Source organism: Pseudomonas sp. HS6-2, from assembly GCF_049325675.2.
Classification (GTDB): Bacteria; Pseudomonadota; Gammaproteobacteria; order Pseudomonadales; family Pseudomonadaceae; genus Aquipseudomonas; species Aquipseudomonas putida_N.
Map to the genome: position 1 here is coordinate 1130946 of NZ_CM143906.1, position 12715 is coordinate 1143660.

A 12715-nucleotide genomic window follows, 5' to 3' on the forward strand; every position below is an offset into this window, starting at 1 on the left:
CTTGCCCGCTCCCACAAAGGCCCATACCTCAGATCAGGAAATGGGTCAGAACGCTATCAGGCGTCCTGATAGCTCTCGATCGACGGGCAGGCGCAGACCAGGTTGCGGTCACCAAACACGTTGTCGACCCGACCAACCGGTGGCCAGTACTTGCCTTCCACCAGGCTCGGCAGCGGGTACACCGCCTGCTCTCGGCTGTAGCCATGGGCCCATTCGCCAACCAGCTCGGCCGCGGTGTGCGGGGCGTTCTTCAGCGGGTTGTCGTCCTTGTCCAGGCTGCCGGTTTCCACCGCGCGAATTTCCTCACGGATCTGGATCATCGCGTCGCAGAAGCGGTCCAGTTCTTCCTTGGACTCGCTCTCGGTCGGTTCGATCATCAGCGTGCCGGCCACCGGGAACGACATGGTCGGCGCATGGAAACCGAAGTCGATCAGGCGCTTGGCCACGTCATCGACACTGATGCCGCTGGTGTCCTTGAGCGGGCGAAGGTCGAGGATGCATTCGTGGGCGACCAGGCCATTGCCACCGGTGTACAGGACAGGATAGTGCTCTTCCAGGCGGCGGGCGATGTAGTTGGCGTTGAGGATTGCCATCTGCGAAGCACGCTTGAGGCCGGCTCCACCCATCATGCGAATGTACATCCAGGTGATCGGCAGGATGCTGGCGCTGCCGAACGGCGCGGCGCATACCGCACCTTCGGTGTTTTCCAGCTGCGCGTGGCCTGGCAGGAACGGCGCCAGGTGCGACTTGACGCCGATCGGGCCGACGCCCGGGCCGCCACCGCCGTGGGGAATGCAGAAGGTTTTGTGCAGGTTCAGGTGGGAAACGTCGCCGCCGAACTTGCCCGGGGCGCAAAGGCCGACCATGGCGTTCATGTTGGCGCCGTCGATGTAAACCTGGCCGCCGTTGTCGTGGATGATCGCGCAGATTTCGCCGATCGCTTCCTCGAACACGCCGTGGGTCGACGGGTAGGTGATCATGAGCGCGGCCAGTCGCTCGCGGTGCTCGATGGCCTTGGCGCGCAGGTCCTCGACATCGACGTTGCCGCGGGCGTCGCAGGCAGTGACCACCACGCGCATGCCGGCCATGTGCGCGGTCGCCGGATTGGTGCCGTGGGCCGAGGACGGGATCAGGCAGATGTCGCGGTGGCCTTCGCCACGGCTGCGATGGTAGGCACGGATGGCCAAGAGGCCTGCGTACTCACCCTGGGAACCGGCGTTGGGCTGCAGCGACACGGCGTCGTAGCCGGTGGCGGCGCAGAGCATGGCTTCCAGCTCGGTGGTCATCTGCAGGTAGCCCTGGCTCTGTGCGGCCGGGGCGAACGGGTGCAGGTTGCCGAATTCGGCCCAGGTCACCGGGATCATTTCGCTGGCAGCGTTGAGCTTCATGGTGCACGAGCCCAGCGGGATCATGCTGCGGTCCAGCGCCAGGTCCTTGTCGGCCAGGCGGCGCAGGTAGCGCATCAGCTCGGTTTCGCTGTGGTAGCGGTTGAACACCGGGTGCTCGAGGATGGCCGACTGGCGCAGCAGGGCGGCCGGCAGGCGCGAGCCGCTGCTGGCGGCCAGGGCGGCGAAGTCAGGCTGGGCCTGGTCAGCGCCGAACAGCTGCCAGAGGGCTTCGACGTCGGCCTGGGTGCTGGTTTCGTCGAGCGACAGGCCCAGGTGGGCGGCGTCGACTTGGCGCAGGTTGATACGTTGGGCGCGGGCCTTGTCGTGCAGGCCGGCGGTGGCGCTGCCAGTGGCCAGGGTCAGGGTGTCGAAGGCGGTTTCGCCCACCACTTCCAGGCCCAGGGTTTTCAGGCCGGCAGCCAGAATCGCGGTCAGGGCGTGGGTGCGTTCGGCAATGCGCTTGAGGCCGGCCGGGCCGTGGTACACGGCGAACATGCTGGCGATGTTGGCCAGCAGCACCTGGGCGGTGCAGATGTTGCTGGTGGCCTTCTCGCGGCGGATGTGCTGTTCGCGGGTCTGCATGGCCAGGCGCAGGGCGGTCTTGCCGAAGCGGTCGATGGACACGCCGACCAGGCGGCCCGGCATGTCGCGCTTGAAGGCATCACGCGTGGCGAAGTAGGCCGCGTGCGGGCCACCGAAGCCCAGTGGCACGCCGAAGCGCTGGGCGCTGCCGATGGCTACGTCGGCGTCGAACTCGCCCGGTGGGGTCAGCAGGGTCAGGGCCAGCAGGTCGGCGGCAACGGCGACCAGGGCGTTGGCGGCGTGGAAACGCGCGACGACTTCGCGGTAGTCGAACACTTCGCCGTTGCTGGCCGGGTATTGCAGCAGGGCGCCGAAGAAGGCGCTGACATCGCCCGGTTCACGCTCGTCGCCGACCACGATCTCGATGCCCAGCGGTTCGGCACGGGTGCGCAGCACGTCGAGGGTCTGCGGGTGGCAGTGCACGGAGGCGAAGAAAGTGTGGCTGGCCTTGTTCTTCGACAGGCGCTTGCAGAAGGTCATGGCTTCGGCAGCGGCGGTGGCTTCGTCGAGCAAGGAGGCGTTGGCGATCGGCAGGCCGGTGAGGTCGCTGATCAGGGTCTGGAAGTTCAGCAGCGCTTCCAGGCGGCCCTGGGAAATTTCTGGCTGGTACGGGGTGTAGGCGGTGTACCAGGCCGGGTTTTCCAGCAGGTTGCGCAGGATCGGTGCCGGGGTGTGGGTGTTGTAGTAGCCCTGGCCGATGTAGTTCTTGAACAGTACGTTCTTGCCGGCGATGGCTTTCAGCGCAGCGAGGGCATCGGCCTCGCTCTGGCCGTCTTGCGAGCCGAGCACGCTGGTGCCCTTGATGCTGTCGGGGATGACGGCGGCGCTCATGGCCTCCAGCGAGTCGAAGCCCAGGGTGGCGAGCATGGCTTGCTCGTCAGCGGCGCGCGGGCCGATGTGACGGGCGATGAATTCGTTGGCGGTGCCGAGGTTGATGGTCATGGTCGGATTCCTCAGGCGTCGTCGTTGGCTTTGATCAGGCGGTCGTAGGCGTCCTGGTCGAGCAAGGCTTCGACTTCGGCCATGTCGGCAGGCTTGAAGCGGAAGAACCAGCCTTCGCCCAGCGGGTCTTCGTTGACCAATTCGGGGCTGTCGTTGAGGCCTTCGTTGACCGCGACCACTTCACCGGTCAGGGGCATGTACACGCCGCTGGCGGCTTTTACCGATTCGACGGTGGAGGCTTCGGCACCTTTGTCGTACGCCTGCAGCTCAGGCAGTTGCACATAGACCACATCGCCAAGGGCATTCTGGGCGTAGGCGGTGATGCCCACGGTGACGCTACCGTCAGCTTCGACGCGCAGCCATTCGTGATCTTCGGTGAAACGCAACTCGCTCATGGGGAATCCTCGGGAAGCAGGGCGTTGGGCGCGGTGGGTCCGCGCTCTTGAGTTGAGGTTCTCTAAGCAATAATGCGGCCACTCTTTGAAAGCACATTAAAATCAATGACATACGGTCTATTCGTGCGCTGACATTCGATGGTTCGTAATGAAATCGTTCCGGTGGCTGCTTAAGCTGAAACATAGATTGGAATCATGGCCTTGCCATTGCTGGGCTCAGTTCGTATGTAACGAATTCATTACGCTGTAATCAAATCGATACGTTCGTGTGGCGTCAGTTCCATTTTGAAAGGATGAATAACTTTTAGGTGCATTGATTAGTTGTAGGAGTCTTCTCTTCTCGCTATGTCTGATTTACTGACAGGTTCTACTGGTTATATTTATCTCTCTTTGAATTGGTAGCGTTGCCTGCTGCGACACTCTGTTGTTCTTCATGCAGATTCTATGCTGGCTGCTGAGGGACGGGTACGTGGTTGAAGTGTTGGGCAAGTGGCCAAACGTGCCGGATATTTCAAGCAGCTGCACATTCGAACACACGTTTCTGAGGAAAAACGGATGTCTAGAAAGCGCAGGCAAATCGAGTTGCCCAATAGTTATGTAGAGGGAAGGCCACCCGAGGGTGAACCTTCAATTCCTCCCGGCTATTCTGGGCCGCTGCCACCCCTGGGTAACAACCCGCATGGCGACTGGTTCAGGGATATGAAATCTGGCAGTAAAGAAGCAAAAGAACAGCAGGCACTTTTCAATAAAGCGCCTTATGCCATGAAAGCCGCTGATGATGAAGCGAAAAGTGAGTATGTTACACAGTTGGCGTTGGTGGCACAGCGCATTGAATTGGATGCGCAAGCACTTCGCCAGAGTTTGGGTGGGCAGCCACAAGCTCATATTGAAGTGCTCAGGCAGGACGTCAATGTACGGAATAAGCTTGTTGAGCGAAAAACTCAGGATTTGAACAGGCATCGAGCGGCTGCAAATAGTTATTTTGGTTCGACCCCGTTTGGCAAAATGAATCGCCCCTGGTTTTCTAGACACTCTCCAAGCTCAGGAAATAGCGTTTCTCATACTCTACTGGAGACAGCTGCATAGCACTGCTGTGTCGGCGTTTAGGGTTATAGAACATCTCGATGTAATCGAAAATATCACTTCGGGCTTCTTCACGGGTTGTGTAGATCTTTCGTCGGATTCGCTCTCGCTTCAAAAGCTGGAAAAAGCTCTCGGCTACGGCATTGTCGTGGCAGTTTCCCCGCCGGCTCATGCTGCTGATTACATTGTTGGCCTTCAAAAAGCTTTTCCAATCCGAGCTACTGAACTGACTGCCTTGATCTGAGTGAATCATAACTTGCTGCTGAGGCTTGCGTCGCCAAACAGCCATCAACATCGCGTCGATAGCCAGGTCGCTGCACATCCTTGGCTTCATTGACCAACCAATTACTTGGCGTGAGAACAGATCCAGCACTACCGCGAGGTAGAGCCACCCTTCATAGGTGCGGATGTAAGTGATATCTGTCACCCAGACCTTGTTCGGCTCACTTACCTTGAACTGCCGCGCGAGGTGGTTGGGCGAGGCCACTGTTGGTTTTCCACCATAGAACCCTGGACGCCGCCGATAGCCCGTTTGAGAACGCAGTCCCTCCGCCTGCATCAAGCGCCTGACTCGATTTCGGCCGCATTCCTCTCCCAGCTCACGCAGGTCATCGTGAATTTTGCGGTAGCCGTATACACCTCCGCTTTCCAGCCAAGCGTGTTTGATCAAGCCAAGCAGACGTTGATCTTCTTTTGCTCGGGCAGATTGAGGCTCGGCCAGCCAGGCGTAATAGCCGCTGGGGTGCACCTTGAGGGTTTGGCAAAGGCGCCGCACCGGGTAATCAGTCGAGTGCTTCTTGATGAAGGCGTACTTCAGCCGCACTCCTTGGCAAAGTACGCGGCGGCCTTTTTTAAGATGTCTCGCTCTTCCGTCACGCGCTTGAGTTCAGCGCGTAGCTTGCGCAGTTCGGCCTGCTGATCGTCGTCTTGCTGACGCTGCTCTTGGGGCTTGCTGTAGACCTTGATCCAGGCGTAAAGACTGTGCACGGACATGCCCAGGCGCTGGGCGACATCGGCGACAGGTTTGCCTTTCTCGGTCACTTGCTTGACCGCTTCGATCTTGAATTCTTCGGGGTAACGCTGACGACTCATGGCACCTCCTATTTGGGCCTCATTATGAGGCTTGGAGGTGTCTACGAAACCAGGGGCGATTCAAAAGCCCAGTTGAATATGCAGTTGCTACGTATCGTTTGACGGTACAGATGCGTCTGCGGCCCCCGGCTTTGGAGCAAGCACTGAAGAGTGCCTATCACGCCGCCTATTCTGCTCAGTTGGATGAAGCTGAGATACAGATACTTCAGGCGCAGATCGCGGCCCTGCACCAGGCTATTGCAAGCGCTGAAGCCCAAGCCCAGGCCCAGGCAGAAGCTGCGGCTCGAGCCCAGGCTGAACTGGAAGCTGCGGCGCGAGCCGAGGCGCATGCCAGGGCCCAGGCTTTAGCTACCGCACAGGCCAAAGCCCGCGAGGCAGCCGAGAAGGCCGCGGCCCAGAGGGCGTTGGCAGAGCAGGTCATACGCCAAGCCAACACTTACAAAGCTCCGCTATCTGAGCTAGTGGCAAAGCCAGCCATTGTCATGGCCACGGCAGCAGCTCCGGCGCTGCAGGGTGGCGTAGAGCTGGCCACGGCCATTCGCACTGCCGTCTTATCACTGGGTGTCGCTTCGATCAAAGCGGTGTCGGGGTCTTTCCTGGCAGGAACCTTTGCGTTGCTGTATTCCCCCAAACTCGGTAATGGTGAGCTGCAAGACAACTACATCCTGAGCACACCGCTGACCGACCTCAACGTCGAACTCGATGCTGCTGCCCAGGCTGCTGCTGTCGAGCGAGGCGCGATCGACCTGCCGGTGCGGATGGGTGACAAGCGCGAACAGATCGGGCCGACCGAATTGTTCGCCGTTCGCACTGATGGCGCTGTCATCTCTTCTGTGGTGCCGGTACTGGCGGCGGAATTCAACGCGCAGAACGGTCAGTACATCGTTACCACAGACGATTTACCGCCCAGAACATTGATCTGGACGCCCGCCGTCGAGCCATCTGACAGCTCGACTACCTTGCCAGCGACCCCTCCACACGCAACTGCGATGGTTGGGCCTACGCTCGAACCGCTCGAAGGCCGAATCGACGCGTACCCTGATTTGCCGGATGTTGGGCTTGATGATTACGTCATCATTTTCCCGGCGGACTCGGGGTTGCCGCCGCTTTATGTGATGTTCAAAAGCCCCAGGAACCTGCCTGGGGTGGTATCAGGTAAAGGTCAACTGATACAAGGGGAATTCTTGTATGATGGAAACAGAGAGGGGGCTCCGATACCTGCGCAGATCGCCAGCAAGCTGCGAGGCAAGAAATTCAGCAGCTTTGGTGCATTTCGCCGGCGGTTATGGCAGTTGATTGGCCGTAGCCCTCTGTTTGAAAAGCAATTTACACTAGCTGATCTTTTGGCGATGCGTAGAGGTCTGGCACCCGTAGCACAAAAAAGTGAACAGGTTGGGAGTAGGAGGAAATTTGAGATTCATCATATGACGAGTATTCACAATGGTGGTGCAGTTTATGATGTTGAGAATATGCTTATTTTGGCTCCAAAATTTCACATTGAGGCTCATCAGAAAAATGAACTCTAAAGAAGATAAAATCTCTGATTATACAGAGCGTGACTTTTTCAAACTGGTGTATGGTATTTATCATGCTGATCCCGTACTTTACCCCACTGATCGAGCTCACACCCAAGGTATTATTAAGTTCGAGCGGCTGTCTGAGCATCCTCTTGGGTCCGACTTGATTTATCGTCCAAACAAGGTAGGTATCAAGGATACTCCGCAGTCTGTTGTTGATGCAGTGAGGCAGTGGCGGATTGAGCAAGGGTTGCCAGGCTTCAAGGAGTCGTGATTCTTTATAGGAACTTCTTGTCTTGGTAAGCTAAAGAATATTTACTTATACTGTCATATCAAGCGCTGCCCGGGCGGCGCTTGATCTTGGTAAAAAACCTTTTAGTCAACTCCCGGCAAAAAACGGCAGCGCCAGATACAGCTTGATTACGATGACGTTAATGATGTCGATAAAGAACGCGCCCACCATCGGCACCACCAGAAACGCCAGTTGCGAAGGCCCGAAGCGGTGGGTCACGGCCTGCATGTTGGCAATGGCGGTCGGTGTGGCGCCCAGGCCGAACCCGCAGTGGCCTGCCGCCAGTACCGCAGCGTCGTAGGTGCGGCCCATGACCCGGAAGGTGACGAAGATCGCGAACAGTGCCATGAGCAAAGTTTGCGCCGCCAGTATGATCAGGAAGGGCAGGGCCAGTGCTGCCAGGTCCCACAACTTGAGGGACATCAGCGCAATGGCCAGGAACAGCGACAGGCTGACATTGCCCAACACCGACACTTCACGCTCGAACACCTGATACAAGCCCAATGCTGAAAGCCCGTTGCGTAACAGTACGCCCACAAACAGGACGCAGACGAAGGTAGGCAGCTCGAAGGCCGTGCCGAGCAGTTGGCCATTCAAGAGTGTGCCGCCTAGCAGGCTGACGGAAATCAGCGCCAGGGTTTCGATAAACGAAAAGGGCGTGATCAGGCGTTCTTTTTTGGGTTCTTCAAAACCCTTGGGCAAGTGAGGCGCTGTTTGCGCCGCGCCGGGGACCTGCACACGCTTGATCAGCAGGCGGGCAACCGGGCCGCCGATCAGGCCGCCCAGCACCAGGCCGAAGGTGGCGGATGCCAGGGCCAGCTCCGAGGCCGACGCCAGGCCGTACTTCTCGCTGAAGGTGCTGCTCCAGGCTGCGCCGGTGCCGTGGCCGCCGGACAGGGTGATGGAGCCGGTCAGCAGGCCCATCAGCGGGTCCAGCCCCAATGCCGATGCCAGGCCAATGCCCATGGCGTTCTGCACCAGCAGCAGCCCGGTGACCGCGAGCAGGAAAACCCCGACCACGCGTCCGCCCTTTTTCAAACTGGCGAAGTCCGCGTTCAGCCCGATGGTGGCGAAAAATGCCAGCATCAATGGTGTCTGCAGTGAAGTATCGAACTGCACTTTCAGGTCGAAACTGCGCAGCGCCAGTAAAACAAGCGCGACGAGCAGCCCACCGGCAACCGGTTCGGGAATGTTGTAGGTTCGCAGGATGGTGACACGTGTGAGCAGCCCGTGCCCCAGCAACAGGACGAGAGAAGCGGCGACCAGAGTGCCGTAGAAGTCGAGTTCCAGCATGAGAGGCGTTCTTTCCAGCAACAGGGATGAACGCCAATTTTCGCAGCAGCGTGCGAGCAAGTATCGGTCGAACCCGTAAGGATCTTCTTAAAAAATGGGGCGTTAAGTCCTAGTTTTTGCCGGGAATTCCGTACTTGCGCAAACGTTGAGCAATGGCCGTATGCGATGTCTGCAAGCGCCCGGCCAGTTGCCGGGTCGAGGGGTAGCTGGCATACAACCGTTGCAGAAGCTCACGCTCGAAGTCCCCCACCGCCTGCTCCAGGCTCGCTACGTCGCCATCCTGCCCACGCGCCACCGAAGTCCCGGCGATGTCCAGGTCATCGATATCCACCTGGTTGCCCTCGCAGATCGCCGCCGCGCGGAAGATCACGTTCTGCAGCTGGCGCACGTTGCCCGGCCACGGGTTGGCCAGTAAAGCCGAATGCGTGGCCGGGGTCAGACGACAAGACGGGCGCTGGATCTGCGTGCAAGCCTGCTGCATGAAGTAGTGCGCCAGCATCAGGATGTCCTGGCCACGATCACGCAGCGGCGGTACCTGCAGGTTGAGCACGTTCAGCCGGTAGAACAGGTCTTCACGGAACGTGCCTTCGGCGACCATGCGTTCCAGGTCGCGGTGGGTGGCGCTGATGATGCGCACATCCACCTTCACCTCGCGGTCGCCACCGACGCGGCGGAAGCTGCCATCGCTGAGAAAACGCAACAGCTTGGCCTGCAGGTACGGCGACATTTCGCCGATCTCGTCGAGAAACACCGTGCCCTGGTTGGCCAGCTCCATCAGCCCCGGCTTGCCGCCGCGTTGGGCGCCGGTGAAGGCGCCGGGTGCGTAGCCGAACAGCTCGCTCTCGGCCAGGCTCTCGGGCAGTGCGGCGCAGTTCAGGGCGAGGAACGGCGCGGTATGGCGGCTGCTGATGGCATGGCAGGCGCGGGCCACCAGTTCCTTGCCGGTACCGGTTTCGCCATGAACCAGCAACGGTGCGTCGAGTGCAGCCACGCGCAGGGCGCGGGCCTTGAGCGTGCGAATCGCTGGCGACTCGCCGAGCAGCGCATCGAAACCCTCGGCATGGTCGTGGTGCAGGGCTGACAGGCGCTCGCCCATGCGGTTGGGCGGATACAAGGTCAGCAGGCCGCCTGCGTTGGTGATCGGCGAGGCGTCCAGCAGCAGGCTCTGGCCGTTGAGCTGCATCTCGCGCATCGGCAGGTGGAAGTTGTTGTCCAGCAAGGCCTGCAGCAGGCCGGGGTCGTTGAACAGCTCACCCACCGAGCGCCCGGCGGACTCGCGGCCGCACAGGGCGATCAGCGCCGGGTTGGCCAGCAGCACCTTGCCGGCGCTGTCGACCGCCAGCACCGGGTCGCTCATGGCCGCCAGCAGGGCGTCGAGCTGCAGATGGCGGCGCTGGCCGGGGAGGATGTCGACCACGTCCACAGATTGTACGCCGCGGACTTCGAACAGGGCGTCGTGGAGCTCTTCGAGTACTGCGGGGCTGAGGGTCGGGGCGTCGATGTAGACGTTCGGCGGGACCATTTCCACGGCGTCCAGGTTGAGGTTGCGGGCACCGAGCAGGGCGAGGACTTCCTGGGTGATGCCGACGCGGTCGATGAAGCTGACGTGGATGCGCATGGGGGACGGTGCAAGTGGTGGCCTGGGAGGTCGGTAGTATGCCTCAACATCGCTGGGGCCGCTTAGCGGCCCCAGGTTCGAATCACTCCAGATGTTCAGGCTTGATCGGGTCGCCCGACTTCACATCGAGTTTTTCGCGGATATCCTTGAACATCCAGTCATAGATCTTGTGCGGCGAACTCAGATTCTCGAACTTCTTCGGTGGCGGCAGGTATGACTGGGCTCTGCGAGACAACTGCATGAGGAAACTGGGGAGCACTTGATCCTTGGCCAGGAAGAACTTTTCTTCCACCGGCTTGCCTTCGATGCTGCCATGCATGTGGAACTGGATGCCTCTGCCTTCCCTGGCGTCGGAGACCGCTTCGTAATCGACCTTGAGGTCGTAACTGTGATCAGCCGGGTTCAGCGCAGTGCGCTCGATATGTACATGACCTGGCTCGTAGGTGGCCATGGCAGACTCCTCTGGACGGTAAAAATGGCGGACCCGGCAGGCCCGCCCACTGCAATCAACGGTAGCTGATACCTGGCTTTTCGGTGCTCACGCGGGTGCCGGCGACGCCTTTGACGATGCCCTCGATATTCTCCAGCGAGCTGATCACCGCCACCTTGCCGGTGTGCCGGGCAAAATCGCAGGCTGCCTGCACCTTCGGCCCCATGGAGCCGGCGGCAAAGCCGAGGCGTTCGAGTTCGTCGGGGTGGGCCTGGGCGATGGCTTTCTGCGTCGGCTTGCCCCAGTCAATGTAGGCGCCATCGACGTCGGTGGCGATTACCAGAAGGTCGGCTTCCAGCTGTTCGGCCAGCAGCGCCGAGCACAGGTCCTTGTCGATCACCGCCTCGATGCCTTTGAGCTTGCGGTTTTCATCGTACATGGTGGGGATGCCACCACCGCCTGCGCAGATCACGATGCTTTTCTTTTCCAGCAGCCACTTGATCGGGCGGATTTCGAAGATGCGCTTCGGTTTCGGGCTGGCGACCACGCGGCGGTACTTGTCGCCGTCGGCCTTGACCACCCAGCCTTTTTCCTTGGCCAGGCGCTCGGCCTCTTCCTTGCTGTAGACCGGGCCGATGAACTTGCTCGGGTCCTTGAAGGCCGGGTCGTTGGCGTCCACTTCCACCTGGGTCAGCAGGGTGGCGAACGGCACTTCGAAGGCCAGCAGATTGCCCAGCTCCTGTTCGATCATGTAGCCGATCATGCCTTCGGTTTCAGCACCGAGCACGTCGAGCGGGTAGGCTTCGTCGGGCTTGTAGGCCATGCCCTGGAGCGACAGCAGGCCGACCTGGGGGCCGTTGCCGTGGGCGATGACCAGTTCGTTGCCGGGGTGAATCTTGGCGATCTGCTCGGTGGCGGTGCGGATATTGGCGCGCTGGTTGTCAGCGGTCATGGGCTCGCCACGGCGCAGCAGGGCGTTGCCGCCCAGTGCAACAACGATACGCATGGGGAATGTCCTTTAACGAAGAGGGAAGGGCGCCGCCCCATGGGCAGGGGCGGCGCGGGCGGCTTACAGGTCAGCCAGGGTCGAAACCAGGATCGCCTTGATGGTGTGCATGCGGTTTTCCGCCTGCTCGAAGGCGATGCACGCCGGCGACTCGAACACGTCATCGGTCACTTCGATACCGTTGGCCAGGTCCGGGTACTGTTCGGCAATCTGCTTGCCGACCTTGGTCTCGGAGTTGTGGAAGGCTGGCAGGCAGTGCATGAACTTGGTCCGTGGGTTGCCGCTGGCTTTCATCAGCTCCTTGTTCACCTGATAGGGCTTGAGCTGCTTGATGCGCTCGCCCCAGGCTTCGATCGGCTCGCCCATCGAGACCCAGACGTCGGTGTGGATGAAGTCGACGCCCTTGACCGCGGCCTTGGGGTCTTCGGTCAGGGTGATGCGTGCGCCACTTTCTTCGGCGTACTTGTGGCAACGCTCGACCAGGTCGTCATGTGGCCACAGCGCCTTGGGCGCGGCGATGCGTACGTCCATGCCGAGCTTGGCGCCGATCAGCAGCAGCGAGTTGCCCATGTTGTTGCGGGCGTCGCCCAAGTAGGCGTAGCTGATGTCGTGCAGAGGCTTGTCGCTGTGCTCTCGCATGGTCAGCACGTCGGCGATCATCTGGGTCGGGTGGTATTCGTCGGTCAGGCCGTTGAACACCGGTACGCCGGCAAACTTGGCCAGCTCTTCGACGATTTCCTGCTTGAAGCCGCGGTACTCGATGGCATCGTACATGCGCCCGAGCACGCGGGCGGTGTCCTTCATGCTTTCCTTGTGGCCGATCTGCGAGGAGTTGGGGTCGATGTAGGTGACGTTGGCGCCCTGGTCATAGGCGGCGACTTCGAAGGCGCAGCGGGTGCGGGTCGAGGTCTTCTCGAAGATCAGGGCGATGTTGTTGCCCTTCAGGTGCTGCTGCTCGGTGCCGGTGTACTTGGCGCGCTTGAGGTCGCGCGACAGGTCCAGCAGGTAGCGCAGCTCGCGGGTGGTGTGGTGTTCGAGGCTGAGCAGGTTGCGGTTGTGAATGTTGAACGCCATGAC

General features: G+C 60.4%; 11 protein-coding genes. 3 read left to right on the plus strand and 8 right to left on the minus strand.

The window, feature by feature from the left end; all coding sequences use genetic code 11:
• Nucleotides 1–56: 56 nt before the first annotated feature.
• Nucleotides 57–2912 carry an aminomethyl-transferring glycine dehydrogenase gene (gcvP, locus tag ACOKS3_RS05230; RefSeq protein WP_103445536.1) on the minus strand — a complete coding sequence of 952 codons (2856 nt, stop codon included), beginning with the start codon at nt 2910–2912 and terminating at the stop codon, nt 57–59.
• A gap of 11 nt (nt 2913–2923) precedes the next feature.
• Nucleotides 2924–3307, minus strand: a complete 384-nt coding sequence (gene gcvH, locus ACOKS3_RS05235; RefSeq protein WP_103445535.1) for a glycine cleavage system protein GcvH — start codon at nt 3305–3307, stop codon at nt 2924–2926.
• Between the two features lie 489 nt (nt 3308–3796).
• Here gcvH and ACOKS3_RS05240 point away from each other — a divergent pair, with 489 nt between their 5' ends.
• Nucleotides 3797–4393: a hypothetical protein gene (locus tag ACOKS3_RS05240; RefSeq protein ID WP_463581467.1), complete on the plus strand. Its 597-nt coding sequence runs from the start codon at nt 3797–3799 to the stop codon at nt 4391–4393.
• Here the strand turns inward: ACOKS3_RS05240 and ACOKS3_RS05245 are convergent.
• A protein-coding gene (locus tag ACOKS3_RS05245) for an IS3 family transposase (RefSeq protein WP_087535084.1) occupies nt 4332–5482 on the minus strand; the annotation gives its coding sequence in 2 pieces (ribosomal slippage) (nt 4332–5248 and nt 5248–5482; 1152 coding nt in all). The genes ACOKS3_RS05240 and ACOKS3_RS05245 overlap by 62 nt on opposite strands.
• A 131-nt stretch (nt 5483–5613) precedes the next feature.
• Here ACOKS3_RS05245 and ACOKS3_RS05250 point away from each other — a divergent pair.
• Nucleotides 5614–7008, plus strand: a complete 1395-nt coding sequence (locus ACOKS3_RS05250; protein ID WP_463581468.1) for an S-type pyocin domain-containing protein — start codon at nt 5614–5616, stop codon at nt 7006–7008.
• Nucleotides 6998–7273, plus strand: coding sequence for a bacteriocin immunity protein (locus tag ACOKS3_RS05255; RefSeq protein WP_103445533.1), 276 nt, complete (start codon nt 6998–7000; stop codon nt 7271–7273). Before ACOKS3_RS05250 ends, ACOKS3_RS05255 begins: the two co-directional genes overlap by 11 nt.
• A gap of 105 nt (nt 7274–7378) precedes the next feature.
• Here ACOKS3_RS05255 and gltS read toward each other — a convergent pair whose 3' ends face one another.
• The 5 genes from gltS to ACOKS3_RS05280 form a co-directional block, all read right to left on the minus strand.
• Nucleotides 7379–8584: a sodium/glutamate symporter gene (gltS, locus tag ACOKS3_RS05260; RefSeq protein ID WP_103445532.1), complete on the minus strand. Its 1206-nt coding sequence runs from the start codon at nt 8582–8584 to the stop codon at nt 7379–7381.
• 109 nt (nt 8585–8693) lie between these two features.
• Nucleotides 8694–10202 carry a sigma-54-dependent transcriptional regulator gene (locus tag ACOKS3_RS05265; protein ID WP_103445531.1) on the minus strand — a complete coding sequence of 503 codons (1509 nt, stop codon included), beginning with the start codon at nt 10200–10202 and terminating at the stop codon, nt 8694–8696.
• A gap of 82 nt (nt 10203–10284) precedes the next feature.
• Nucleotides 10285–10653, minus strand: a complete 369-nt coding sequence (locus tag ACOKS3_RS05270) for a DUF5064 family protein (protein WP_103445530.1) — start codon at nt 10651–10653, stop codon at nt 10285–10287.
• 55 nt (nt 10654–10708) lie between these two features.
• Nucleotides 10709–11638, minus strand: a complete 930-nt coding sequence (arcC, locus tag ACOKS3_RS05275) for a carbamate kinase (protein ID WP_103445529.1) — start codon at nt 11636–11638, stop codon at nt 10709–10711.
• Between the two features lie 63 nt (nt 11639–11701).
• Nucleotides 11702–12712, minus strand: a complete 1011-nt coding sequence (locus ACOKS3_RS05280; RefSeq protein WP_079229571.1) for an ornithine carbamoyltransferase — start codon at nt 12710–12712, stop codon at nt 11702–11704.
• Nucleotides 12713–12715: the final 3 nt, after the last annotated feature.